The 25421-nt window shown below is 35.5% G+C and carries 17 protein-coding genes and 1 pseudogene; 5 read left to right on the forward strand and 13 right to left on the reverse strand.

Annotated elements, in window-relative coordinates; genetic code table 11:
* Positions 1–65 precede the first annotated feature (65 nt).
* From AB3G34_RS04470 to AB3G34_RS04515, 10 genes and pseudogenes are all read right to left on the reverse strand, one after another.
* Positions 66–395 (reverse strand): annotated as a pseudogene (locus AB3G34_RS04470) (MerC domain-containing protein); the annotation flags it as partial.
* A gap of 26 nt (positions 396–421) precedes the next feature.
* A complete protein-coding gene (locus AB3G34_RS04475; protein ID WP_369753574.1) occupies positions 422–1669 on the reverse strand; it encodes an efflux RND transporter periplasmic adaptor subunit in 1248 nt (415 codons plus the stop codon).
* 11 nt (positions 1670–1680) lie between these two features.
* Positions 1681–6003 carry a CusA/CzcA family heavy metal efflux RND transporter gene (locus tag AB3G34_RS04480; RefSeq protein ID WP_367769126.1) on the reverse strand — a complete coding sequence of 1441 codons (4323 nt, stop codon included), beginning with the start codon at positions 6001–6003 and terminating at the stop codon, positions 1681–1683.
* A gap of 147 nt (positions 6004–6150) precedes the next feature.
* Positions 6151–6468, reverse strand: coding sequence for a DUF6660 family protein (locus AB3G34_RS04485; protein WP_369753575.1), 318 nt, complete (start codon positions 6466–6468; stop codon positions 6151–6153).
* A gap of 178 nt (positions 6469–6646) precedes the next feature.
* Positions 6647–7288: a hypothetical protein gene (locus AB3G34_RS04490; RefSeq protein ID WP_367769131.1), complete on the reverse strand. Its 642-nt coding sequence runs from the start codon at positions 7286–7288 to the stop codon at positions 6647–6649.
* Between the two features lie 101 nt (positions 7289–7389).
* The gene (locus tag AB3G34_RS04495; RefSeq protein WP_367769134.1) at positions 7390–7875 is read right to left on the reverse strand and encodes an ATPase; all 486 of its coding nucleotides are present in this window, start codon (positions 7873–7875) and stop codon (positions 7390–7392) included.
* Positions 7876–8035: 160 nt separating this feature from the next.
* Positions 8036–8956, reverse strand: a complete 921-nt coding sequence (locus tag AB3G34_RS04500) for a transcriptional regulator (protein ID WP_367769136.1) — start codon at positions 8954–8956, stop codon at positions 8036–8038.
* Between the two features lie 69 nt (positions 8957–9025).
* Positions 9026–9316, reverse strand: a complete 291-nt coding sequence (locus AB3G34_RS04505) for a helix-turn-helix domain-containing protein (protein ID WP_367769139.1) — start codon at positions 9314–9316, stop codon at positions 9026–9028.
* A gap of 391 nt (positions 9317–9707) precedes the next feature.
* Positions 9708–10541, reverse strand: coding sequence for an RteC domain-containing protein (locus AB3G34_RS04510; RefSeq protein WP_367769142.1), 834 nt, complete (start codon positions 10539–10541; stop codon positions 9708–9710).
* A 121-nt stretch (positions 10542–10662) separates the two neighbouring features.
* Positions 10663–13110, reverse strand: coding sequence for an aminotransferase class I/II-fold pyridoxal phosphate-dependent enzyme (locus AB3G34_RS04515; protein ID WP_367769144.1), 2448 nt, complete (start codon positions 13108–13110; stop codon positions 10663–10665).
* Between the two features lie 257 nt (positions 13111–13367).
* Here AB3G34_RS04515 and AB3G34_RS04520 point away from each other — a divergent pair, with 257 nt between their 5' ends.
* From AB3G34_RS04520 to AB3G34_RS04535, 4 genes are all read left to right on the forward strand, one after another.
* Complete coding sequence (locus AB3G34_RS04520; protein WP_367769146.1) at positions 13368–13745, forward strand: hypothetical protein; 378 nt, start codon at positions 13368–13370, stop codon at positions 13743–13745.
* A gap of 37 nt (positions 13746–13782) precedes the next feature.
* Positions 13783–14694 (forward strand): helix-turn-helix domain-containing protein, encoded by a 912-nt coding sequence (locus AB3G34_RS04525; protein ID WP_367769149.1) that lies wholly within the window; start codon positions 13783–13785, stop codon positions 14692–14694.
* A gap of 128 nt (positions 14695–14822) precedes the next feature.
* A complete protein-coding gene (locus AB3G34_RS04530) occupies positions 14823–16403 on the forward strand; it encodes a MauE/DoxX family redox-associated membrane protein (protein WP_369753577.1) in 1581 nt (526 codons plus the stop codon).
* Between the two features lie 78 nt (positions 16404–16481).
* On the forward strand, positions 16482–16748 hold the full coding sequence (locus AB3G34_RS04535) for a DUF6520 family protein (RefSeq protein WP_074722541.1): 267 nt from the start codon (positions 16482–16484) through the stop codon (positions 16746–16748).
* Between the two features lie 305 nt (positions 16749–17053).
* On the opposite strand, the gene AB3G34_RS04540 is transcribed toward AB3G34_RS04535, so the two are convergent.
* From AB3G34_RS04540 to AB3G34_RS04550, 3 genes are read right to left on the reverse strand one after another with little or no spacing between them, the layout of a single operon-like run.
* Positions 17054–19678, reverse strand: coding sequence for a prolyl oligopeptidase family serine peptidase (locus AB3G34_RS04540; protein ID WP_367769154.1), 2625 nt, complete (start codon positions 19676–19678; stop codon positions 17054–17056).
* Between the two features lies 1 nt (position 19679).
* Entirely contained in the window at positions 19680–21071 is a 1392-nt protein-coding gene (locus AB3G34_RS04545; RefSeq protein WP_367769157.1) for a RagB/SusD family nutrient uptake outer membrane protein, read from the reverse strand.
* A gap of 20 nt (positions 21072–21091) precedes the next feature.
* Positions 21092–24127 carry a SusC/RagA family TonB-linked outer membrane protein gene (locus AB3G34_RS04550; protein ID WP_369753578.1) on the reverse strand — a complete coding sequence of 1012 codons (3036 nt, stop codon included), beginning with the start codon at positions 24125–24127 and terminating at the stop codon, positions 21092–21094.
* Between the two features lie 700 nt (positions 24128–24827).
* Here AB3G34_RS04550 and AB3G34_RS04555 point away from each other — a divergent pair.
* Entirely contained in the window at positions 24828–25043 is a 216-nt protein-coding gene (locus tag AB3G34_RS04555) for a transcriptional regulator (protein WP_175514015.1), read from the forward strand.
* Positions 25044–25421: the final 378 nt, after the last annotated feature.

Raw genomic sequence — 25421 nt, forward strand, 5'->3', positions numbered from 1 at the left:
TTCCCTTCATAGGTTGTACAACTCTCGCAATTTCCTTGTAATTTGTTTCGGTAATAATTTACCCCTGTAGCTATTAAAATTCCAAACATTCCCAGATAAATAAGTGAAGTATTGCTATTGGTAAAAAAAGCATAATTTATTACAATTGCGCTTGGTATAGCAATTAACAAAGGAAGCAAACTGCGATGTTTGTAATATGAAATAACTAAACCAATAATAGAAATCATTACCATTATTAGAAATATCCGCATTGTCCATCCGCCAAACAATTCAATACTTCCTAATCCAAGTGCAGATGCTCCGAAAGCAAATAATGGAAAACAACAAGGGGAAAATAGGGCGGTGATAAAAAGCCCAATTGTTCCAAATTTGTCTATGTTAGATTTTATTTTCATAATAGATAGTATGAAGGGTATTGATATTATTCTTCACCTTTGTTTGTCAATTTTGCATTTACAAAGAATGCGCCTTTTGTTACGATTTTTGCATTTGATGGAATATCCTTTACTAATGTGATTGCGGTATAACCCATATTAGAAACTCCTTTTACTACTTCTATTTTTTCGAAATTAGTGTTTTTTGGCTCTTGTTCTTTATCTTTTGTTTCGGTTTCTTTGGCTACTTCTCCTTCTTCTGGTTTTTCTTCTTCTGCTTTTTTATTGGTGACCACAAAAATATAGTCTTTGCCATCTGCGCTCACTATAGCATCATTTGGAACAGCGTTAGTAGTCACATCATTTAAACTGACAATTGCGGTGATATTCATTCCATCAATTAGTCCTGATTTATTGCCTTGAACGGTGGCGTGTACAGGAATACTTTTGCTGTCATTCTCAAATGCTGCACCTATTGAATATACCTTAGCGTTGTAGTCTTGTCCCGAATTATTGGTAATTCTAAAATGAATAATTTGGCCTACTTTTAGCATTGGTAAATCTTTTTCAAACACATTTAAATCCAAATGCAATTGTGAGTTATCTACAATTTCGGCAACTGGTGAAGAGACATCAACATAACTTCCAATTTTAGAAAACACATTGCTAATTGTGCCACTTATTGGACTTGTTACGGATAATGAAGAACGTAAATTACTATTATTTAAATTATTAGGATTGATTCCCATTAATTGGATTTGTTGTTGTAAAGAGGCTCTGCGAGTTCGCATTGATTTTAGTTCGGCATTAGCACTCTGGTAATTTTTTAATGCTCCTGCATTTCCTTCGTTAAGCTCTTTTTGTCGTACTACTTCTTGTTCGGCAAAGATTATTTTACTGGAAGTGCTTAAATATTCTTCTTGTAATTGTATAAATTGTGGATTAGCGATTGTAGCGATTAGTTGTCCTTTTTTTACATAATCACCTAATTGTACATTTATGGTTTTTATAACGCCACCATACAACGAAGTTGCATTGGCTTTGTTATTGTTAGGCACTCGCAATGCCCCATTGGCTTGGAGTGTAGCTGTTAATTGTTTTTGTTCAATTGTTCCGTATTGTATACCCACCGTTTTAATTTGCTCGGCAGTGAGCGAGGCAATTGAAGGGGCGGCTTCTTCCGTTGTTGCTTTTTGTTCTTCTTGAGGTTTAGTTTCAGTTTTGCCGCAAGAAATTAGAACGAGACAAGAGGCAATTAACAAAAGATAATTCTTATATGTTTTTAAAGATTTCATTTTTTTTTATTTTATTTATTTGTGAAATAATTGTAATCAATAATGGCTTGGTTGTACGCATTTAGATTGTCTAAATAATTTTTTCGTATTTCTATTGCTTGGCTTAAATATAATGAAAAATCAGCGTAACTTATTTCTCCTGCACGATAGGACTGATCAGCGGCTTTTATAATTTCATCAGCTTGTTGTAAACCCGAAGTTTCGTAAAATTGTAAACCCGAAATGCTTTTTTCTACTTCAGTCTGGTGTTGCATTAAAGAAGATTTTAGAATTTGCGTTTGATATTGCAACTTTTGTTCTTGTACTTCTTTTTCGGTTTTAGCCGCTCTTATTTTATTTTTATTGGCTCCAGTACCAAAAATCGGAAATGAAGTTCCAAAAGAAAAACCACTTAAAGGGTCATCTACGCCATAGAGTTTTTGTGAAAAAACCCGACCAGAAAACTCTGGCAAGCGATTGCTTTTTTGGATTGCAATTTCACTATTGGCAATCACTACATTTTGCTGTAATAAAAGAAGATTCGGATGGGTTTCGGATGTGTTTGGTAATCCATAGTCTAGTTTTTCCAACGAATTAGAAAGTGGCAAAATGGCTTCTGTACTATTGAGTAATTGCATTAAAAGCTGCTGCTGCACTACTATTTCTTTTTGAAGTTGCGTGATGTTGGTTTCAATTTCATTTAATTTTACATTGGCCGAAATTTTTTCGATACCGGCACTCTCTCCTGTCTTTACTTTTACAATAGTCGTTTTTAACAGTCCAATATAAATAGTGTCTAATCGCTGGTATAAAGCGGCTTTATCTTGTAAATACCACATTTGATAATATACAGAACGAATGTTTTTTTTCAATTCTGCATCGATTACTTCTTTGTTGAATTCATAATATTTGGTTTGTTCTCGATAAAAGTTTTTCTTGGCTTGATTTACTTGTGGCAAAAAGAAACTTTGTTGCAAACCAATTTTCCAAACGCCTATTTTATCCGAAGGACGCAAATCTTCATTTTCTACAAAAATGCCTGTTTTAGGAAATTCCTTGTTTCCTTTTATCAATAGCTGATTTTTTGAGATTTGCGACTGGTTGATACTGTATTGTAAATTATCTTTTAGACCTAGATTCAAAACTTCATCAATGGATTTTCGTGATTGTGCTTGACCATTAGTAAATGAAAGAAACAATCCAATAACTAAAATAGTTACAATTGATTTCACTTTTGGTTTTCTTTTTAAATTCATTTTTGTGTTGAATATAATGTAAAGCAAAGGCAATACAAATAAGGTTAAAAACGTAGCTGAAAGTAATCCTCCAATTACGACAGTTGCTAATGGTTTTTGTACTTCGGCACCTGCACTATGTGATAATGCCATTGGTAAAAACCCCAACGAAGCTACGGTAGCCGTCATCAAGACAGGTCGCAATCGTATTTTTGTTCCTTCGATAACTCGTTTTATAACATCATCCCACCCTTCTTTTTCGAGTTGGTTGAATGTGCCGACCAGTACAATTCCGTTTAATACGGCTACTCCAAACAAAGCAATAAAACCAATTCCGGCCGAAATACTAAAAGGCATTCCACGAAGAAGTAATGCAAATACGCCTCCTATAGCACTCATTGGAATTGCAGTAAAGATTAAACTGGCTTGTTTCATTGAATTGAAAGTAAAATACAAAAGCATAAAAATTAGCAGTAGCGATACTGGTACAGCGATCATCAAACGATTGGATGCTTTTTGTAAATTTTCAAATGTTCCTCCATAGGTAAAATAATAGCCCGAAGGCAATTTTACTTCTGTAGCTAATTTGCCTTGAATTTCATGTACGATACTTTTTACATCTCTATCCTGTACATTAAAACCAACAACAATTCTACGTTTCCCTTCTTCTCGGCTTATTTGTGCCGGACCCAATTTAAAATCCACTTTCGCCACTTGTGATAAAGGAATCTGGCTTCCATTAGCTATTGGTATCAATAGATTACTTACATCATCGATACTTCTTCTTGAGGCGCTATCTAATCGTACCACTAGATCAAATTTTCGTTCGTCTTCATAAACTACCCCTGCTGCTTTTCCCGCAAAGGCGGTACTCACGATACTGTTGATATCCTCAATATTTAAACCATAATTTGCAATACGTAAGCGGTCGTATTCAATATTGATTTGAGGTAATCCATCTACTTGTTCTACTTGAGGAGCAGAAACGCCTTGTACGTTTGTGATTACACTTTTTACTTTTTGTGCATATACGGAGAGACTATCCAAGTTTTCTCCAAATATCTTTATCGCAACATCTTGTTTAATTCCTGTCATTAATTCATTGAAACGCATTTGAATAGGTTGACTTTTTTCGATAAAAACCCCTGGAATCACGCTTAATTTTTCTTCAATAGCGTCACCCAATTCATCATAGGATCTGCCTGATTTCCATTCGTCTTGCGGTTTCAGAATTATCATCATATCAGTCGCTCCGGGTGGCATTGGATCTGTAGGTACTTCTCCAGCGCCAGTTTTACCAACTACAATTTTTACTTCATCGAATTGTTTTACAATTCTTGCGCCTTGCATCGAGGTTTCGATACTTTGGGATAAAGAGGTTTCAATCGGCATTTTAAATTCAAATGCATAATCTCCTTCGGCTAATGTGGGAATAAATTCACCTCCCATTTTGCTGAAAATAAAAAGTGTGACCAATAACAAAGCGACAGTAATACTAACGACTTTGTATTTTATAGCAATAAATTTCTCTAAAAGAGGTTGGTATTTACTGTACAAGAAATCCATCATTTTATCTGAAAATGTCTTTTTATGGCTGATCTGTTTCGGCAAAAACAAGGCACTCATCATAGGGATGTAGGTTAATGAAAGTATCATTGCACCAATAATTGCAAAGGAAACCGTTTTTGCCATCGGACCAAACATCTTTCCTTCAATACCTACTAAAGACAGGATAGGAAAGTACACTATCATAATGATGATTTGACCAAAGGCAGCGCTACTCATCATTTTTTTAGCACTGTTTTCAACCGCAACATCCATTTGGATTTGAGTGAGTTTCGTTTTGCTTTTATTGTGTTCCAGGAAATACAGAGAGGCTTCCACAATAATTACGGCTCCATCTACAATTAAGCCGAAATCAATTGCGCCCAAACTCATTAAGTTTGCACTTACTCCAAAAACTTTCATCAATCCCAATGCAAATAACATTGAAAGCGGTATAGCAGAAGCTACAATCAGTCCAGCTCGAAGGTTTCCGAGAAACAAAACCAATACAAAAATCACAATTAAGGCACCTTCAACTAGGTTCTTTTCTACTGTAGAAATGGCGCGGTTTACAAAAGTACTTCTATCTATAAACGGTTCAACGATGACATCATCAGGTAATGATTTTTGAATGATTGCCATTTTGTCTTTTACCCTTTGTACTACTTCATTACTATTAGCTCCTTTAAGCATCATCACAATACCACCTACGGCATCCACTTTTCCGTTATAGGTCATTGCTCCATAGCGAACAGCACTACCAAATTTCACTTCTGCAACATCTTTTATGAAAATAGGGACGCTGTTTGGATTACTTTTAACAACAATATTTTCTACGTCTTCCAAGGAAGTAACTAGACCTACGCCACGAATAAAATAGGCTGTTGGTTTTTTGTCAATATAAGCCCCACCTGTATTTTGATTATTTTTTTCTAAAGCCGTAAAAATTTCGGGAATCGTTACCCCCATTGCCCTTAAACGATTAGGGTTAACGGCAACTTCATATTGTTTTAGTTTGCCACCAAAACTATTTATTTCGGCAATTCCCGGAGTTCCTAGGAGTTGTCTCGCTACTATCCAGTCTTGCATGGTACGCAAATCCATAGCGGAGTATTTCTTTTCGCTACCTTTTTTTGGGTGTAGAATGTATTGATATATTTCGCCAAGCCCTGTGCTTACCGGACCTAATTCAGGTGTTCCGATGCCTTGAGGTATTTGGCTAACAGCTCCTTTTAGTCGTTCACTAATGAGTTGTCGTGCAAAATAAATATTGACATCATCATCAAAAACTACTGTGATTACCGATAAACCAAAACGGGAAATACTTCTGGTTTCTTCTAAATCAGGAAGATTTGCAATACTTTGTTCTATTGGAAACGTTACTAACTGTTCTACTTCTTGTCCTGCCAAAGTAGGGCAAAGCGTAATGATTTGTACCTGATTGTTTGTAATATCTGGTACTGCATCGATGGGCAATTTGGATGCACTCCAAACTCCCCAAATAATGAGGAATAAAGTCATCAAACCAATGATGAATTTATTATTTATACTAAAATGGATGATTTTGTCTAACACTATTGTAAAGGATTAATGTTTAATATTGATTTATAAATCACAGCATTTGAATTTATCAAATACGGTAAAGTAATTAATGAAAAAGACTAGTTCGATTAATGTACAAGTCATTAATCGCTATTCATTTAATCATTAATAAAAAAAAAATTAAACATTAATTTGTGGCGGTTGCCAAATACTTCCGAAGAAATTGGAAGTGAAAATTGATTTGTATTCTGGTACTTTTTTGTCAATTATTGTTTTGACAGAAAAGAGATTATATACATAAATTGAATTGTAATCGAAGCCTTGGCAACCACAGCAGCTACAAATACATAAAGGTGAGCAAGCATCTTTATCTTGATGTTGGCTTGACTGCATACTAATTGTTGCTTTATTATATGAAGTTACTGTTTCCATATCTGCGCAAGGCATACAGGAAAGAATCAGAATAATAATTGATAATATGGCGTTTGTAAGTTTCAAGATTGTAAAAGTAATAATAAAATTTATAAATTTTAGATTTATCTATTTTGATTTGCTTAAGATTTAATATAGTAAGGCCAAATCCTTGTGTCAATTTGTTCGTGGAAAGCGGTACAAAAATTATTAATCTTACGGTATTCATCAATTGCAAAAGTGAAAAATTAGAAATGAAAATTAGTTATTTTTTTGCTTTTTTCAACAAATTTAAATCATAACTATACAATTGAGAATCATACAAATATACTATTCCGTCTTCATTGTCATCCGTTTGTGCCAATTGAACAAAATTAACGTTTTTCTTCATTGAATAATGTTCTAATACATCTGTAATAATAAAAATTGCTTGTTCCAAAGTTTTATTGCTGCAATGTAAAGTGTAATTGTTTAGATATACAATGAGATCCAGTTTTGATTTTTCATCATCATAATCCAGAGCTAAAAATTTGAGGTCACTTGTTTTTAAAATAATATCCTGGAAAATATAAGGTTTATCAAGATCATTCATAATTTCCTCAATTCTTTCGGTTGGCTGGATGAAGGCGGTGAATTTCCAGTTTCTTAATTGTGGAGCATTATCGACTAAATTAATTACTGGGCTGAAATAATCAGGGTTACCATTGGCGGTTATAATGAGTTCGGATTTTGTATTACCCTTTTTTGGAAAAACAATCAGAAAGTCAATTTCCTTGCAATAGTAGCTGAGGTTTTTGCTTATCCAAAAACTGATGTGTTTTTGGTTTAAAGGGGTTTCGTTGATAAGGTTTTTGATGGTTTGATTGTTGTCTTGGAACCAGTTCCAGAAGGTGTTGATTTTTCTCATGATGAAAAAGTTTAAAGTTTAAGATTTGAAAAGTTTAAAGTTGGTTTTCGATACCAATTTTTACTCAAAGTGATGCCATTGCTTCGATCCTCGCAATGAATTTATCTTTTGTCTGTGGTGTTTTTATCGAATGTGATTAGGTTAAACATGGCTCTCATTCTGGAGCGGAGGCGGTTGCCGTAGTTGTTTTCGATTTCGGAGGCGGAAAGATTAGTGGTAATGTGCGTGACAGATTTGTTTTCGACAAACTGTTCGTAGCGGCTGATCAGTACCTCAGCCATGACGTTGCAGTCGTTACCGAAGTGCTTGATTTGCTGTTCAGCACCCAAATCGTCAAAGCAATAACCCGTTAGTCGCGATTGATTGACTTGCTTTAACGTGTAGCAATTGATGGCCTCAAAGCCATTTTTGGCAAATTCAAAGGAGACTTCCCTGCATGTTTTGATTTTATAGTCGGAGCTTTGATATGCAAAAGGTCGTATTAGATGCATTAGCGACGTTTTTCCGCAACCAATTGCTCCAGAGACCAGAATACCTTTTGACAGATCGATCTTTAGTTTTAAGGCTGTTTTCTCGTCTTGAATCATATAAATCAACAATTTGTAGATGGTAGGATAATCCGCTTCGCTAATTTGAAATGAATTTCCGTAGGTCGTTTTTCCTTCGTTTTCGAGGTATAGTAGACATTTTTGAAAATTATATACTTTGAAACCTTTATGTATGACGAAGGTTTCACGGACGGATGATTTACAATGGTTCGTCATAGTTTTTTTGTGTTGCCGTGTGCAGGTGCATCGGTTTTGGTTGGGAATTGTAATCGGATTGTGGAGCATTTACAGCAAACTTAGCAGTGTTGAGCATCCAGTTTCGTGCTGCTGCTTTCCAATCTTTCATTTTTGTTTTTCCGCCTACGAGCCAACCGATGCTAGAGTAGTAGTTGAAAAACTTGTTGGCTTCCGTTAAGGAACTTTCCTTGAAAGAGAAGTATTCCAGTATCATTTCGAGTGAAGGCTTCTCGACTTCGCTCGAAGTGACAATTTTGTGCAAACTGTTTTCGGTTTGATTTTCAGTGATAGTGTCAAAAATTAAATCGAGTTCAATCGGTTTTTCTTTTTTCACGCAACTTTTTTCTTTCTCCTTTTTTTCTTTAGGATTTATTAATGGATTCAAATTTTGAACAAGTTGATTTATTGAATTTTTTTTTATATCTATTTTTATATTGTTTAAAATGTTTTTAGATGTTTGTTTTTTATTATATATATATACCTGTTCATTTACCTGTTCAATGACTTGTTCATTTTTTGTTTTGGTCAAATTGTGAACGGGTTCATTTTTTGAATGGGTTGGTATAGCTAATTTTGAGTTTGTTTTTACTTCTTCAGAGAAATTTGTCATAATGATGTTGGAACAGGAATGGGGGTTAAATGTTGGGTTGTATACCATAAATCCTAAGAGCTCCAACTCTTTCATGCACTTGTGATAGGTCGCTTTTGAATTGATCTTGCTGGCTTTCATAATCTCTTCCCGCGATATGCCTGTTGGGTTCTTAAACCTATTCACGTTCCAACATTGGAAAAGTGCTAAATAGAGCGAAATGTGGGTTGGATTTAGGTTGGTTTCATAACTGATTTTATTGAAAAAACCAGTGAGGTGTTTGATGTAGTTCATTTTTTGAGAAGTACTAAGATTGAAGTATTAGGAATTAAGATCTCTGGGTCTGGATTATTGATTGATGAATTATTTAAATAAATTGGGAATTGAGTTTACTTTGTTGCTTTCCAGTACTTTGTCAATGTCTTGATTGGCGTAATAGATAGTGCCACCGATTTTGGTATAGGCAAGTGTTCCGTTGATGCGGAGGTTTTGGAGGGTTCCGGGAGAAATGTTTAGTAGTTTACGTACTTCTGTGGATTTTAGCCACTTTTTGGTTTGCGTAGTAGTTTGCGATTGAAATATTTTTTTGATTTCCTCTAATAAATCAATTTTGAAGTCTCTAAGATCTTCGACTGTGATAATTGTTGCTGCCATTTGAAAGTAATTTGATTTTGTATCTATTATGTTTTTTAGTGATACAAAATTGACTGCTTTTATTTGCTTTCTATCCCCATACGCTTCGTAGTACCGAAGAAATTTAACATTTCAATATTATTTAAAGCCTGTTTTGGGGGGTATTGGTATCTTCTAGCTGTTCTTTTTTTTAGCTGTTAAAGTTTATTATTTCCAGTTGCACTTTTTATAATGAAAAATGCCCCAATGTACTGGGGCATTAATATCTCGATTGCTCTCGATATGACATGGAAACGAATACTATTTATAAAGTTTAGAAATACTCGAAGTCCCATTACGTAAGGTGTAACAATCAATTCTAGGGCTGTATTTCTCTAGTGTATTTTTCGTACTACCGATTGGATACCGATTTTTAAAATTCGTCTTCTTTGTGGATTTTTTGTTGCAGGTTCATCATCAGTTCTTCCAGGAATTTTGTTTTGCTACTTTTACGGTCCTTAATCTCTGAATAGGTTTTATATATATTATCTATTTTAATATTGAAAAAATCTTCAAAAGAAGCCGCAATAGTATTTATATCGGCTCCCCCATGGTTCAACGCCCCATTAGAGTATAAAGCATAGATTAATTCTGTTAGTGCTGTTTTGGGTGCTGTCCAAAGCAGTACTTTGTGTTTTTTTTCGTCAAATAGCATTGAGTTTCCAGCATTGAGTTTTTGCATTGCTTCGCGGATGTAATGAATGAAACGGTACATTGCCTTTATTTTCGCCCAGAGCATGTCATGTGAAGAGGAAAATTCGGGGTATTGGTAATAATCCGTCATTGGAGTGAAAGGAAAACTATTACCTGGGTTTCTTGTGAAAAATTGATGATCAATATAGGTGTATCCTTGCTCCATATAATTAACAAAGTCCAGATTGCGAGAAAAGAACTTATTGATTTTTCGCATTTCCTTTTCGAAAAATTCTATTTGATAGGACGTGCCTGCTTTAGGTTTGCGGAGTTCGCAAGAACGCAGTTCTGTAAAATAGATAAGGTAACTCATTGGAAGGGGTTTGATATTTTTAAAAAAATCAATCTCGTCAGGTGTCGTTTCAAAATCGTTTTGCTCGACTTTCTCTTTCATGTCAGCTAGTGTTTTGTTACATAAATGAATACCATCAGTTGCTTTTTTAAGATGATTTTCGTCAGAATTAATTATCAATTTAAGTTTTTCATCAAACTCTTCTACAGTAATTTTTAGCATAGGTTTTTGGTTTATCCTTTCCCCAGCCCCTCCGAAGGAGGGGAGTGAGAAAAAGAGGAGGGGAAAATTGGATTGATTTTTGTTTTTTAGTTGTTTTGCAATAAGTTGAAAAACTCAAATTTTATTTAGTTTTTGAATGTGTTTTATCTTCGTTTTGAATTGTACCCATTAATTCCATGGAAAAATTATCTCGGGCTTGAATATAGGCTACTTTTGGAATTATCGTGGCTCCCAGTTTTCTTTTCTCGAAAGTGGCGGATACCCCAAAATCGATTTTACTTAAGTTTAAGTACCGAGCTCGTTTGATTGCCTGAAAAAGTAGTTGTCGGTAGAGTTGGAATTCTTTTGCATAGGAATAGTCCATTCCTATTAAAGCAGGAACATAGGTATGTTCTGTGTTTTTATAACAAAATAGAATTCCGATTAATGGGTTTGTGATTTCTTCTTTTTCTTTATTTTTGAGATATAACAATATAAATTCCCATTGCCGATTACTCTCCATTTTTTTAAATACGTCTATTGGATAGGTAAATGTATTTATAGCATGATTGTTATTTTTTACATTCTGATACAGATAATATGCTTGTTCTAATTCTTCATCTGATAATTGATCTTTTATTACAATATCGAAAGCTTGTTCAAAAGGTACTATCTCTTTAAAGAAATGCTTTCTGGAGCGGGAGGAAAGGGTCGCCGAAAATTCTTCGGTACTATTCCATTTACTATTTTGTATAATGCAGGTTTCCGGCATGCTTATTTTTAAGAAGCCTTGATTGTGAAAAATACGATTCAATTGTTGGTCTTCTTCGAAATCTCTTAAGACGAGCATGTCAGCATCTAATTTATGGTATACTAATTCCACTTGTTCCAGCAAAAGTACTATTGCTTCTTCTGCTAAGGGGTGTGTTTTATTGATGTAACAGTGATTGCCTTCTGTGAATAAGGAACCCATTCCCAAGACTTTTGAAGTCAGGTATAATGGATTTTGTTTTCTTTTTTCTTCTAGTTGAAGTGAAATCGATTCAGGTGCCAGCATATCGTCCTTCCAAAGTCCATAAGTAAAAAAAGTTGCTAGTATGGGAATTTCATTTTTGTCTTTTATTACATAATAATGAAATTCCCAATTATTTTCAGGGGACTTTGTATTTGAAAAAGCATTTTCCAAAAAAGATAATCCTTCCCAGTCGAATGTGCTTTGTTTTCCTAAAAGGTTATTCCAGTTTTGCTTGTCTATTTTTTTTATGGATGTTTCGTACTGTACTATTAAGTTAGATTTTGGCTCTTCATTTTCTATTTGAGGCATTGTTTCAGGGATGCCAAATGCCTTTTTTACTTTGTGAAGGCTATTACCTGATTCTTCCAAGGCTTTAGGAAAATGGAATTCCATTGCTTCTACTAGTGCTTTTATTTCTTCTTTTTGATTGTGGCGGGAAAGGGTAATACGAATACCCGTGTTTTTGATTGGTACTGCGGGGTATATTGCGGGATTTACATAAAAACCTTCATTAAAGAGTCTTTGTACCATTTTATAAGCGGTCAACGGCATAGCGGTACCTAAGAAAAATACTGGTGAGTTATTCAGATCAATCATTGGAAGGGTGGTTTTTTCCAATAATGATTTGAAATATTCTATCTTTTCTGATAAATCGCACTGTAAGCTCGTGATTTCGGTCGAAAGATGAATGTCAGCCGAAGCAATTGCGGCTGCTACAGAAGCGGGTTCCAGTTGTGCAGAAAAAGTAAGTGGTCCACCAAAGTTTTTAATTTTTTCACGCAGTCGATTATCTGTGCAAAGTAAAGTCGCTCCACTGGCACCAAATGTTTTGCTCAAAGTACCGAACAGTAAAACATTGTCTGGTAAATTTTTTAAAACATCCAATACGTACCCAGTGCCATTTTTTCCTCTCCAGCTCATGCCATGTACATCATCAAAGTACAGGTGTAGCTGCGGGTATTTTTTACACAGTTCCATCAAATTAGGTATTGGAGCGAAATCGCCAAACATGGAATATACCCCATCAGCCATATACCATATTTTATTGCATCGTGTAGCGAGGTATTTAATTTTATCTTCAAGCATATTCAAATTATTATGTCTAATCATTTCTACCGGGATGCCTCTTATTTTTAATAGTTGACAGGCATTTTGAACACTCCAATGTACCTGGTGGTCTAAAATTACTCCGTCTTCATCTCTTACCACTGTTGGAATTACTGCCAAATGACCTAGTGTACTGTTTTTAGTTATTATAGGTGGGATTCCATACATCGTTTCAATTTTTGATTCCAGCTCATTGTATAATGGATTGGAAATGTAAGTTTTGGATAGGGGGAATTGTGTACCATAATTTTGAATAGCTGCTATTGCTGCGTCTTTGAGCCGGATGTCTTGTTCTAGCCCCAAATACCCTGTCGTGCCAAAATGAAACATTTTTTGCCCTTTTATCTGTAGGGTACGTCCATTCAAAATTTGATCTTCAGCATAAAGGTGAAGTACGCCTTCTTTTTTTGCTCCAGCGATCACCTCATCGACGGTGTCAATGAAGCTGTTGTGTTTGATTTTTGCCATATTATTTTGGTTTTAGTTGTTTAAAAATATAACCACCTGAATATCTCTTACAAGTTTGATATTTGTGGCGTAAAACTCTGAATAAAAAGCTAATGAGATTCAATGAATTATAAAAAAATCCTTTTATGACAACAGATACTCCCGATTTGATAACATTTGTGATTATTTGTATCAAATTGTGTGTGTTTAATTTAAATTGTATTATTTTTAATATTTTTTTTGCTAAATTGTGGCGTTTTATTTAATTTTTTTAAAAAATGATGCATACTTTTCAGGATAATGAATTTGCTCAATTTTGGATTCATAACGAGATTCTTTTCTTTAAATACAAGCCTAATGTTGTCATTAATTTAACAGCAGCCCAACGCATCGTTGGTGATCGAATTCAGTTACAAAATGAAATGGCTTATCCTATTTTTTGTGATATTAGAGGGATTGTAGATTCTGACAAAGCTGCAAGGGACTATTTGGCGCAATCGGGTTCTATTCTTACCAAGGCAGTAAGTCTGGTAGGGCACCAAAGTGTTTCCTTAAGTATGATCTCATTTTATCTCAAAATATGTAAGCCAAGTGTTCCGACTAAGATTTTTACTGATGAAGCAGCTGCTTTAGTTTTTTTGGAAAAGTATGTCTAGTGGGCGGATATTTATTTATGACTAATATTTACACATTATGAATCAAGAAATTAATCTGCAGCGTATGCGCAGTATGTCTCAAATGCTTCTTGAAATGGCAGGAGGTAATTTTAGTAATCGAATTCAAAGAACAGAAGAGGATGATGAACTAGAAGGATTAGTTGTGCTTATGAATATGGTTGCCGAGGAAATGAAGGAGTCTGTTTTTCACGCGGGTTTTATAAATCCTCATCATTCCTACAGGAATCTAGTTCAAAGTACTTTTATCTTAGATGAGTGTTTTGTCATTAAAAGTTATAATTCCGAAGCCTCTGTTTTATTAAACTTAACTCCTGATTTGTTATATGATACGTTATTTAAGAATTTGTTATCCGAAGATTCATTGTGTTTTTGGAATCGTTTAGAAGAAGAAATATTGTTAGACCCTGACTATCATGCTACAGTGCAATTAATTTATATTGCGCAAAATAAATTATTAGTTCCTGTGTATTGTACTATTTCAAGGCTAATGAACTGCTCAAAAATTTTAATTAGTTTCGTAACTACCGTAGTAGAAGAAACTATTTCGAAATCTGCTATGATTACTCCAGAAAGTAAAGATCTACCGATTTTCTTAAGTAGACCTTCGGATATATTAATAATTCAAAATGTTTATGATTATATTTTAGAACATTTGGATAGTCCGTTACCTTCTGTTAAGGAACTCTCTTATATTTTTGGTACGAATGAAAATAAATTAAAATACGGATTTAAGCAACTCTTTCGGACGAGCATCTACCAATTTTATATCATTGAGCGGTTGAAAAAAGCGCATCTTTTAATTCAGCAGACCAAAATTCCTTTAAAAAGTATTGCTACTATGACAGGCTTTAACACTTATCCTAATTTTTCGAAAGGTTTTAAAAAGCATTTTGGGTATACTCCGATGGATATTAAAAGAAAATTTTGACAGCAGGAGGAAAGAGGAAAGAATAAAGAAAATAGAGAAAAGAATAAAGAGGAAAAAAGTATAATGTAGAAAAACTCCTTTTTTGACAAGTTATACTCCCGATTTGCTTCACTTTATTTATTTGTTTTTTGGAATTTTATATCGGATTAAATTTAAAGTTTAGCGATATGAAATTATCTTCCTCCACAGAAAGTATTATTGTCAAAGGTGTTAGCTTGCTGTATGCTGTATTGTTTGTTTACGCAGCAGTTAGTAAACTACTTGATTTTGAGAATTTTCAGGTTCAGCTAGGGCAATCACCCTTACTAAGTGCTTTTGCGAGTTGGGTTTCATGGGCTGTCCCAATTATTGAATTGCTTATTTCCTTACTTCTGATTTTTCCAAAATATCGACTTATTGGATTCTTTTCCGCTTTTAGTTTGATGATTCTATTTACTACTTATATCATCATTATTTTAAATTTCAGTTCTTTTGTTCCCTGTTCCTGTGGGGGTATTCTTGAAAAGATGAATTGGACTCAACATCTTATTTTTAATATTGTTTTTGTTTTGTTAGCTTTAGTTGGGATTCTAATACTAGGGCAAAATGAAATAACGGCACAAGTCAAAAAATGGAAACCTATTTTTATAGCTCTTCCAATCGTATTTGTTTGCAGCATTTCCGTTGTGATTTTACTTTTTATAGTATCAGAAGATATTATTCATCATCGCAACAATTTTATTCGTCGTTTTCCTCACCACCCAATATTAAAAACACATGAAAAGGATATTCATTTTAATTCTTATTATATAGCGGGAATAGCTGATGGGAAAATATATTTAGGTAATATTACTGCCCCGTTAAATATACTTGTTTTAGATACAAGCTTGCAACATCAAGAGCGATTCGTGATACAGCTTAAAAATGAAAATATTGCTTTTCGAAGAATTGCTCTAAAGGTTAAACCTCCTTATTTCTATGTTTTTGATGGAACAGTCCCAACTATTTTGAGTGGAAGTATCAAAGATTGGAAAGCATCACAATTAATGAAAGGCAAAGCTTATTTTTCTTTATCTGAGCCCATTAATTCGAAAACTTTTGTTTTTCGAGCTGTAAGCAGTACAATGCATAATTCTATTTTAGGACTTTTAAGGATTAGTGATACCATTCAAGTAAGATTAGCTCCTCATTTATTGCAAAAACAAATTGATGGACTTTTCGATACAGACGGGATGCTTTTGTATAACGAACAACTTCAGAAAGTTATTTATACCTACTATTATCGCAATCAATATCTTGTCATAGATACTAATTTAAAGCTGAATTATATAGGACATACAATTGATACGACTAGTCGTGCTCGTATTAAAGTAGCTTACATTCATTCTAGAAATCAAAGCAAACTTTCAGCCCCTCCGTTATTAGTTAACAAAGGCACTTCAACTTATGGGAATTACCTTTTTGTGAATGCTGGTTTAATGGGATTGTATGAGCCGGAAGAAATGTGGCGAACTGCTTCTATTATTGATGTTTATGATTTTAGGCATAAACGTTATGATTTCAGCTTTTATATTAATAATGAAGAGCAACATAAGATGGAACATTTTCAGGTTGTGGATAATTTAGTAGTTGCATTAATCGGTCATAAAATTGTTACGTATCGTTTGTATAATAAAGGGTTTCATCCGGCAAATTTTAAATCAAAAATGGGAAATACAATAGGCCTATAAAAACATACTGCGCGGTGTCAGGAAATCGATCGAAAACCTGTAAAAAAGAGTAGATCAAAAACTTTTAATTTAAATATTATGAAAACACGTATTGTACAAAAGGCGTTGCCTTTTGCAGCTATTGTTTTAGCAGTAGCAGGGGCTTTTGCAGCCAACATTTCCAGAACCAATGTCAGCACTTACGCTGATGTTAACGGACGAATTCCTTCCACTTGTGCCGAAACAAGTGTTGTTTGTTCGGATAATTTTAATCCACAAATGTGTACTAATGGTGCTCAACAGTTGTACAAACTAAATGCAGCAGGTACAGCTTGTCCTCAGGCTCTTTACAAAAAGATTCAGTAGGACTTCAACAACCCTATATTAATTAGGGGAAATGGCAATGCCGAACTTGAAAATTTCAGGTTCGGCATTGTTTTTTACCCTCTCACAGACCATTCAATAGTAGGGAGTGAACAAGTGTACGTATCATTTTCGTTTTACCCTGTCCCTAAAGGGAGTTGAAAATATTGCGCTTTATCTTTTTAAACTCCCTTTTTAGTTTTGACAAAGTGCATTGATTATTTTCGTTTTGCCCCGTCCCTAAAGGGAATCGAAAATTTGGAGTTTTTCATAATAAAAGAGGAATTTAGTAAGTAGCAATCCGTTGTTTAGATTCTTTTTGTGGAAAAAGGGATTCCTTTAAGATACAAATCGAACCATTCTTTTACTCTTGTATCGAGGTCTATTTGTGATTCGGGTTTACCAATGGCATGGCCTTGGCCGGGATATACCAGAAACGTATGTGGTTTTTGCAGTCTTTGTAACGCTAAATGTAGTTCGATGCTTTGCGTCCAATTCACGTTAGGGTCTTGCTGGCCCGTCCAAATCAACACTGGTGTATTTATGGAGGAAGCGTGTGCTATAGGTGAGTTTTCAATATATCCTTTGTAATTGTCAAACAAAGAGGCACCCATTCGCAATTGTGCGGATTCATAGCGCCACATATGGGAGCGCTCGCCACTGGATTCCATACTTAAATAATTACTGACTAGATCTGTACAGGCGGCACCCACGACTGCTGTTGCAAACCTATTAGTTTGTGAAATAATATAAGCAGTCTCATATCCTCCAAAGGAACCGCCTATCAAACCAATGTGATTGGATTCTACGATGCCCTTCGCTAGAACAGTATCAATAGCTTCTTGTACGCATGAAACGGCAGATTGTCCTGGTGTTCCTACTTCATAGGCAATGTCTGGATAGAATACTAAATAGTCATCGAATGTATAATTAGTTGGATTAAACCCATCCGAATTGTATTGTGTAGGATTAATATAGTGATGCATCATTCCCGATTGTCTTTCGTATAGGTGAACAATCATAGGATATTTTTTACTAGATTGAAAACCTGCAGGATAAAATAGTACTCCTTTCAAGGGTTGTCCTTTTTGGTTTGTATAAGAAATCAGTTCAGCATGTCCCCAGGAGAATTTATCCTGCTGCGGATTTGTTTTCAATACCAGCTGCTCTTTTTTCATGATTTTGCTCCAAAGCTGTAATTTTGGTGAACTCTCAAACGACTCTTCTTTATACAGATATTTTTCACTTTGCTTTGCCTTTTTCAGCATGCTGATTCTTGCCTTTTTATATACCATCACATTGCACTGACCATTGCTTTCCAAGTAATAATATCCTGAGGCTTTATTATCGCCCAAGGCTTCAAGTATCGTTCCTTTAGTAAAGTTAAAAGTACGGGTTGGTAAATTAGATGAGGTATTTATGATGTCATTTTCATTTTGGTAGATTCTGAAACGAATTTTTTGCTCCCGACCTTGGGTTAGTCTTTTGGCGTTTTCCCCATCTGGAGTTACTGTCCAAATATCATACTGGTCGTACACAATAAGCTTACCGTCCTGTGTCCAACCCGGACTACCATAAGGTGGCGTTGCTCCTGGCTGATCGAATTCCAAGTTATAAACGGCTGAGGGAATTAGTGTTGTAACATTGGTCTGTTTTTTCAATATAGGATCGTATATCCACCATTTTTTATCTTTAAAGTAATTGATATACCTGCCCTGTGGTGGTGCTCCTATATTTCCAATGGAATGGAGCTGTTTCTTTACTACTAAACTGCTTTTTCCTGTATTTAAATCGGTCAGGTAGAAGTCGGGTATTGCCTCAAATTCATATTGAGGTTCATATGCTTGATTATTAAATGTCAATGCATAGTTTTGATTCCCAGTTAACAATACGTTTGGCAAATCATCTGTTCCTATTTGGACTATTTTATTTTCCTCTGGCCACCATACTGCCAATTTAGGAATATGGGAAGGGTCTAGCTGTTGACCATGATGTACGCCTGTTACAACACTACTCCATATTTGCACTATTTCGTTTTCTTCCTTTTGAGGAACTGCAGCAGCTAGGTAAAAGAAGATTCGTTTGCCATCTTCTGAAATTTCAAGCGGCACGCGAGCAAAGGGAATTACAATATGTTTGTCTTTAAAGAAATCTGTCGACAATAATGGGTCTAAAACTACTATTTTAGGTTTTTGTTCTAATTGGGTTATGTAGTATAGCTTGTGGTTTTTTAGTTTAGCGGTCACGATATTAGATTCCTGTAAAAAGGAGAGTACATCGCCTTTACTATTCCACGTAAGGTATTTAAAATCCCCTTCTTTTTCTTGAACTAATGTCGCACTATTAAAATTGGAATTCATTCGAATCAGCTTCACTGTATTTTCTTTTGGTGTTACGTAGGCTAAAAGAGTACCATCCCCATTAAAACGATATTCTGAAACTCCATTGATCGTCTGTTCTTTACCCGTTTGTAAATGGAGTATGTGGAGAGACTCTTCCTTCTGTGATTCCTGTTTCGTTAGAACTACATATTTTCCTCCAGCTACAAACTCATATTTGGAAATGTTTTGAATCCATTGCAGTACACCCGATTTTAAGTTTAGTAATGCCATTCCTTTCTTTGAATCTTGCGCAATCCACCATTTACTGTCTGGACTAAAAAGTCCATTTTCTGCTGTTGGAAAATACTTTTTCTTCGCAGTTTGTGTGTTTTGTACAAATAATGTGTCCTGTGCTGAATGATAATTCAGTTTGTAGCTTATCCAATTTCCATCTTCTGAAATTTTTTCATCTGAGAGGGTACTCCATAATGGATAGTCTGCGGGTTTAAGTTGCCTTTTTGAAAAGGATTGGCTCCAAGAAGAGCCAATCCCAAGTATCAAAAGGAGAAAAATCCAGTTCGTATTCCCTTTTAAATTCATCCTCTTATTCATTTTAATATCCTGGATTTTGATGTAGGTTTTTGTTCAGTAGTAATTCTGTTTGAGGAATGGGTAACCATTTATCGGTACTTTTCCATCCGGGCTTTAAAGGACTTAAAATCCCATCTGCTTGTTCTGTTCTTTTTAAGTCAAACCAGCGTTGCCCTAATTCAGTAAATAATTCGACCCTGCGTTCTTGTTGAATAGCCAGCAACACGTTTTGGGGAGTGTTGGCCGCCGTATCTGCTAATCCTGCTCGGTTTCGAATTAGGTTTAAATCAGCTAAAGCACCAATCCAATTATTTTGATGAGCCCTAGCTTCTGCACGGATGAGGTATTGTTCTTCTAATCGCAATATAATTGCAAATTCCTGAGAGCTTCCTGTATTGGCGATTTGTTTGTATTTGTATGAGTAGTACCATGTTTGTGTACCGTCCGTCACATTCCCCAACCAATGTTGCTTTCTTTGATCTCCAGTTTCGAATGCGTTTAGTAAATGGGTACTTATAACAGTAATTGGAGGAGGGCCGCTGCTAAAAATAAAAGTATGCGCATCATGCGTGTTCAGCCCCGAAATACCTGGGTGCAATTGCCAAATTGTTGAGGGATTTTCCTTTAGAAATACCTTATCTAGATCCGCTTCCAACTGGTATGTATTCGTATTAATTACTTGGGACGCTTCCTCTTCGGCTAGTTGCCACGCTCCTCTGTAAAGGTACACTCGTGCTAGTACTGCTGTAGCTGTGCCTTTATTTGGCCGAATACGTTCTGCAGTACCATAACTGTCGTTTAATATGCTTTTAGATAGCATTAAGTCGGTTGTAATTTTATCATATACTTCGTCTTCGGACATTCTCGAAACGGTGCTGTTCTTTTTATAATCCGTTGTATCGATGTAAGGAATATCTCCAAATAGATTTAATAAATAAAAGTGAATAAATGCTCTAAGAAACAAGCCTTCTCCTTTTAAGATATTACGCTCCTCTGTGGGAATTGTGGTTGATTTTTCAAGACCTTCTAAAAGTGCGTTTATTGCATAAATTTGACTGTAACTGCTATTCCATAAAGAACTAACCATAGGATTTGAGGAGAGTACGGTATGATTGTAAAAGTCTTCTAAAGGCGCACTGGGACTTCCATAATAGGTTAATTCATCCGAATAGTTTCCCAGTCCATTCGAAAGGCCATCTTGGTTTCCAGAAAGTATGCCGTTTTCTCTTAGTTGTGAATAGCAATTTGAAAGTGCTGCATTTGCTGTTGTAACATCTTCGAACACTGCAGTACCAGTAAGCTGTGATTGTGGCAAATCTACCTCCGTAAAACTTTCGCAGCCATTCAGCCACAAGCAAAGGAGTACTATTAATGCTATTATTAGCATTGACTGTATTAATTTATAGTATTTCATATCGCAATATTTATTGATTTTTAAAAGCTAAGGTTTAGTCCAAAAGTAAATTGACGTAAAGGAGGGGAGTAGAAAGCGGATTGATTTTCAGGATCGGCACCTTTGTACTTGGTCCATGTGAGGAGGTTTTGTCCTTGTAAATAGATTTTTGCTGTCCCCCCTTTTGTAACTTCTTTTGGAATCGTATATGAAATACTGATGCTTTTCAATCGGATGTAGGAAGCATCACTTATGGTTGCGTTACTGTTGCTGTATAAAAAATAGGCATCCAATGCTGCTGCATTAGCTCCTGTTGTATATTGCTGAATTTCGGCATCGGTACCATTTTGTGGCCAGTGATTCAAAACCGCTTGTGGCTGATTGGAGAAATCTCCTATCCAAGAAGCCGTGTATAAGTAATTACGCCCTTTTTGTTTTACGCCCTGAAATAGAAAATCCAGTACCCAATTTTTATAGCTGAGTTGGTTGCCAAATCCTCCAAATAATTGAGGTGCTGTATCTTCAATCCATTGGCGGTCTTCTGGTCCCGTAATTTTTCCGTCACCATTGTAGTCCTCAAATTGATAAACACCTGTAACTGGATCAATTCCTGTGTAGTGGTATGTTTTTTGGATACTCAATGATTTACCTATTACCAGCGAATTGGCGTAAGTAGACCCCTCTAAATCAGGGAATTCCAAGAGTTTGTTTTTAGGTAGGGTCAGGTTTAATGTAGTCGTCCAATTGAACGCTGTCTTTCTAAAATTAACCGTTCGCAATTCCAGTTCTAAACCTGTATTTTGAACTGTTGCATTTAAATTAGCTTGTAAAGAAGAAAAACCTGTAGTTCCTGGTTGTGGCACACCCACAAGTTGATTAGAAGAACGGTTGCAAAAATAGGCTGTAGTTAAGAAAATACGATCGTTGAGAAAACCAAGGTCGATTGCGGCTTCCTTTTTTTTATTGGTTTCCCAACCAAAGGAAGGATTGAAAAGACGAGTAGGTTTTATCCCAATAGTACCATTGTAATTGTTGCCAGTAATCTCATAAGTGTCTAAGAATTGGTAATCACCAATCTGGTCATTTCCACTGGTACCATAACTGATGCGTAATTTTCCGAAACTTAAGAAACTATTATTATTTATGAACGCCTCCTTTGAGAATATCCAGGCTGCACCTATAGCTCCGAAATTAGCAAAGCGATTGCCAGGGCCAAAACGACTGGAACCATCTCTTCTTCCTGTTAAGTTAATGATGTATTTACTTTTCCAATTGTAATTAATTCTACCAAAGAACGCTTGGTATTTGTAAATGGTCAACTGATCGTCAGTAATGGTCAAATAGGAAGCTGCAGCTATATTGTGCAGTAAACTGTTACTTGCAAAACCTGATCCGATTTGCGCCAATTGTTGCCCGGTTTGCTTCTGGAAAGTTGTGCCTGCCAATAGCATTAATTCTGAATTGCCTACTGTTTTCTTCCAATTGATCTGAGGTTCAATAATCCAAGAGCTACGTTTGGCATTGTTTATAATAAGTGTGGAAACTTCACTGCCCAGTCCATACGCTGGATTGTACATGGTAGAAGGAAATGTCCGATTTTCGGAGATGTGATAGTCTGTGTACCCTAGATTTGTTTTTATTTCCAAGTTTTCCAGTATGTTGTACGAAAGAACAGTATTAGCAATTAGGTTGGTTGTGTTGGCTGCATATTTGCCTTCCAAATAGCTTAACGGATTGTTCCAAGTGCCATTTTTCCAATTTAAGTTTCCTTGGGCATCGTATAGAGCTGGGGCATTTGGCGCCAAAATTGTAGCTTGGTACATCAAGTCGTTTGCGGGTAGTGTATTCTTATCAGTAGCATAGTCTGCTGTAAAGCTCATTTTAAAACGATTGTCAATAGAGCGATGCGTTAGACTGTTGTGAAACGCCAATTTTTCATATTTTGCATCCCCAGGGAAAACGGTTGTTTCGTTACGGTAGGTGCCACTTAACAAAAATTGAGTTTCGGCATTTCCACCAGAGACCGTAGTTTGAATATTGTTCGTATTTGCAGTACCTCCCAGTAATTCTTTTTGCCAATTGGTGTAGCGGTTTTGATCCCAAGTACCATTTACATCATAGGCGTACCCGGGATAGTCTGTAATTCCGTCATTAGCAAAAGCTTCCTTACGCATGGATAAATATTGTGCTGTATTTAGTAAATCCATGGTACGAGTTAGTTTTCCAAAACTGGAATACGTATTCATATCGAATTTGGTTTTTCCTTGTTTTCCTTTTTTGGTCGTTATGAGCACAACGCCGTTGGATCCTCTTGAACCGTATATTGCAGTAGCATCAGCATCTTTTAGTACTTCCATACTCTCAATATCTGATGGGTTTATATTGTTGAGAGGACTTGCTGATCCTGCCAAAATATTGCCCGATGTCATTACCGAGCCTAATGATTGCGAACTGTAAGGTACTCCATCCACAATATATAGTGGCGCATTACCATCAGTGCGAATGCTGTTTATCCCTCTGATCTGTATATCAAAACCACCACCTGGTGTTCCAGTGGCTTGTGTAATATTCACACCAGACATTCTTCCTTGCATTGCTGCTAACGGATTATTTATGGGTTGTTTTTCTATATCCTTTGCAGTGATTTTCGCAATACTTCCTGTGCGTTCACTTTCTTTAACGGAGTAGTAGCCTGCGTTGACACGGACTTCTTGTAAGGAGGTGATGTCCTCCAGTAATTGTATGTTGATCGTTTTACGACCGTTTATGAAAATTGTTGCCGTTTTGAATCCTATGAAAGTGACCACTAGCGTATCAATTGGGGTCGCTTCTATGGTGTATTTTCCATCAAAGTCAGAAATAACGGTTGATTTTGCTTTTCCTTTTATGGAAATAGTAACACCAGTTAAGGGGTTGATGCCATCCGTAATGGTACCGTTTATTTGTATTTGTTGCGGTAAGGAGTGATTTTGCCTCAGTAGCTTGTTTGCTAGAGCAGGGGTATAGGATAATGAGAACCCGATAATAATCAGGTACCAAAATGCCGATCCACCCTTGTAAAATGAATTTTTTTTCATAATATTGGGTTAGTTAATTGAAACGTTAGTTTTGTTAGCGATGGTCCTCTATTCGTCCGCCAAGAAGAGTTAGAGGGCCTTTTTTTTTTGATTTAAAGTTTAAATCTGGGTGTCGAAAAGTGACTATTTCCGACATGAGATTGTGTTTTTTATAGCATAGGCAATTGGTTTTAAAGGTTATTTAAGAAAAGCGTACTACCGTTGTTTGTTGCAGCCAAACGCAGGTAGTGCCTTTCCCAACTAATTCAATAATTATTGGTATTGCGAGACTAATAAGAAGAGGCAGTGCTAAGAATAGAAGTTGAGTTTTGCCTAAATAATTGGCATAAAAAATGGCATGGAACTCAGCTTATCGTATCAGAGGTACTGGTATACCGGGGAACAATAAGTGAGCCCACGCCATGGGACGTGAGCATCTTACTTATCTTCTCGTTCCTATAAATTACCAGTTTTCTGATACGAGATTCTAAGCGAATGCTTCAAATATTTTAAATGAAGAAACGCAAATATATAAATTCAAAAACAAATATAAAACAAATATCCGAATTGCACACTATCGTGTGCAAAATAATCATAGATATTATATTCTTTTGCTCTAATGACTAATGATAACTCACAAAGTAACAAATCTAAAGATAAGAAGCCTGTAAAGGTTTTTCTTATAGACAGGTATGTTTGTAATTTTATATGCGAGAAGTGGATGAGTGATGATGTATCTAATAGGTCTTTTGGAAAATCTCATGGTATACATGAAGGAATTGTTAGAAAAATAAAAGAAGTAGACGGCTATAAGATACCGGTATCTACACTTACTACTATATGTTTCTATAAAGGGATGAAATTGTCAGAGTTTTTTAAATTAATAGAAGAAACATATGGCGAGTTAAATGATAACTTTGAAACCGTCTTTAAGTAATTAACGGCAAACAAGATTGGTGAAGAATATTGAAATGTAGATGCTGAGAAGCATCTTTTTCTGTTTTATAACTAAATGGAGCACTTGTCAATTCGGGATTATTAGTTGTCAAAAAAGGAGTAATTGACTTCAACATAAAAAAGGAAATCTTATACCTTTTATATTTGAGGTATGGAATGGTATGAAATAATAGGGCTTGTTGTGGTATTACCTATAGGACATTATCTGCGAATGAAGATGGATAAATTCAGGAAGGATTATCATAAAAATGATAGTTGGAAGAGTAGGGGGAATGGATAGAAGATGCTGATGAGGAGTCTTTTTTTTTTTACTGATAATGTGGGAAACCGTAAAGAATTACAGAAATGGTTTTGTATG

It is taken from the genome of Flavobacterium sp. WC2409, from assembly GCF_041200085.1.
Lineage (GTDB): Bacteria > Bacteroidota > Bacteroidia > Flavobacteriales > Flavobacteriaceae > Flavobacterium.

What these genes read in the sequence shown, in the direction of transcription:
- AB3G34_RS04475 (WP_369753574.1), bottom strand. Translation starts at nt 1,669, where the DNA reads ATGAAATCTTTAAAAACATATAAGAATTATCTTTTGTTAATTGCCTCT.
- AB3G34_RS04490 (WP_367769131.1), bottom strand. Translation starts at nt 7,288, where the DNA reads ATGAGAAAAATCAACACCTTCTGGAACTGGTTCCAAGACAACAATCAA.
- AB3G34_RS04495 (WP_367769134.1), bottom strand. Translation starts at nt 7,875, where the DNA reads ATGATTCAAGACGAGAAAACAGCCTTAAAACTAAAGATCGATCTGTCA.
- AB3G34_RS04500 (WP_367769136.1), bottom strand. Translation starts at nt 8,956, where the DNA reads ATGAACTACATCAAACACCTCACTGGTTTTTTCAATAAAATCAGTTAT.
- AB3G34_RS04505 (WP_367769139.1), bottom strand. Translation starts at nt 9,316, where the DNA reads ATGGCAGCAACAATTATCACAGTCGAAGATCTTAGAGACTTCAAAATT.
- AB3G34_RS04510 (WP_367769142.1), bottom strand. Translation starts at nt 10,541, where the DNA reads ATGCTAAAAATTACTGTAGAAGAGTTTGATGAAAAACTTAAATTGATA.
- AB3G34_RS04515 (WP_367769144.1), bottom strand. Translation starts at nt 13,110, where the DNA reads ATGGCAAAAATCAAACACAACAGCTTCATTGACACCGTCGATGAGGTG.
- AB3G34_RS04520 (WP_367769146.1), top strand. Translation starts at nt 13,368, where the DNA reads ATGATGCATACTTTTCAGGATAATGAATTTGCTCAATTTTGGATTCAT.
- AB3G34_RS04525 (WP_367769149.1), top strand. Translation starts at nt 13,783, where the DNA reads ATGAATCAAGAAATTAATCTGCAGCGTATGCGCAGTATGTCTCAAATG.
- AB3G34_RS04535 (WP_074722541.1), top strand. Translation starts at nt 16,482, where the DNA reads ATGAAAACACGTATTGTACAAAAGGCGTTGCCTTTTGCAGCTATTGTT.
- AB3G34_RS04540 (WP_367769154.1), bottom strand. Translation starts at nt 19,678, where the DNA reads ATGAATAAGAGGATGAATTTAAAAGGGAATACGAACTGGATTTTTCTC.
- AB3G34_RS04545 (WP_367769157.1), bottom strand. Translation starts at nt 21,071, where the DNA reads ATGAAATACTATAAATTAATACAGTCAATGCTAATAATAGCATTAATA.
- AB3G34_RS04550 (WP_369753578.1), bottom strand. Translation starts at nt 24,127, where the DNA reads ATGAAAAAAAATTCATTTTACAAGGGTGGATCGGCATTTTGGTACCTG.
- AB3G34_RS04555 (WP_175514015.1), top strand. Translation starts at nt 24,828, where the DNA reads ATGAGTGATGATGTATCTAATAGGTCTTTTGGAAAATCTCATGGTATA.